Annotated in this window: 2 protein-coding genes; both read right to left on the bottom strand. The window is 46.4% G+C overall.

Annotated features, from left to right (window positions below):
* Positions 1-277: 277 nt before the first annotated feature.
* On the bottom strand, positions 278-484 hold the full coding sequence (locus tag AC0QHF_RS20745; RefSeq protein ID WP_324706143.1) for a type II toxin-antitoxin system HicB family antitoxin: 207 nt from the start codon (positions 482-484) through the stop codon (positions 278-280).
* Positions 481-705, bottom strand: a complete 225-nt coding sequence (locus AC0QHF_RS20740; RefSeq protein ID WP_324706142.1) for a type II toxin-antitoxin system HicA family toxin — start codon at positions 703-705, stop codon at positions 481-483. The genes AC0QHF_RS20745 and AC0QHF_RS20740 overlap by 4 nt, the downstream gene beginning before the upstream one ends.
* Positions 706-1051 lie beyond the last annotated feature (346 nt).

Here is a 1051-nt window from a genome sequence, read left to right as displayed (position 1 = left end):
CAAAAAAACGCGATCGCTCCATCTTGTCCCCCCCTTTTTAAGGGGGGCTAGGGGGGATCAAATCACCCCAAAAAAAACGCGATCGCTCCATCTTGTCCCCCCCTTTTTAAGGGGGGCTAGGGGGGATCAAATCACCCCAAAAAAACGCGATCGCTCCATCTTGTCCCCCCCTTTTTTAAGGGGGGCTAGGGGGGATCAAATCACCCCAAAAAAAACGCGATCGCACATTGATACTTTGGTGTTGGGTTTCGTGCCTCAACCCAACCTACAGCTACAGCTATGCAAATTTTAGAATCTGTGGTTTGGGTAAAGGTTTATTCTCTTGATTGTAAGCATACACCAAATCTTCCAAAACTTCCCGAGCATTTTTCAGCGCTTCTTCATAGGTTTCACCGTGAGTTTTTGCGTACTCCCCCCACTCAGGTAAACTCGCAATATAAGCACTATCTTCCTCAGACCATTGAATTAAAATGCTATATTTCATGATTCATCCTCTTTCTCTAACTGTTCTAATTTTTGAATGGCGGCTATAACATCTTTTTCTTGATAAGGTTTGGCATCTTTGCTGTCTTTCCCGGAAATGACAATCGGATTGGGAAACTGGGGATGAACCCAATAGGAATGACTTCCTTTCCCACGTTTCGGTAAAAGCGCAAAACCTGATTTTTGCAGCATTTTCTTTAATTCTCTGATCTTTTTGGGCATTTGGCAACATTAACAAACTTATCTGAGTCAATTGTAGAGAGTCTGGTGTTGGGTTTCGTGCCTCAACCCAACCTACAACTCGGCGGGATAACCGGGTGAAAAACCATCCCGCTGGGGAATTAGATGGTGGGTTGGAAAAATGCGATCGCTCCATCTTGTCCCCCCCTTTTTAAGGGGGGCTAGGGGGGATCGAATCACCCCAAAAAAAACGCGATCGCTCCATCTTGTCCCCCCCTTTTTAAGGGGGGCTAGGGGGGATCGAATCACCCCAAAAAAACGCGATCGCTCCATCTTGTCCCCCCCTTTTTAAGGGGGGCTAGGGGGGATCAAATCACCCCAAAAAAAA

The sequence above is a fragment of the Lyngbya sp. CCY1209 genome (assembly GCF_055795065.1).
This window is presented reverse-complemented; position numbering and strand designations above follow the sequence as displayed.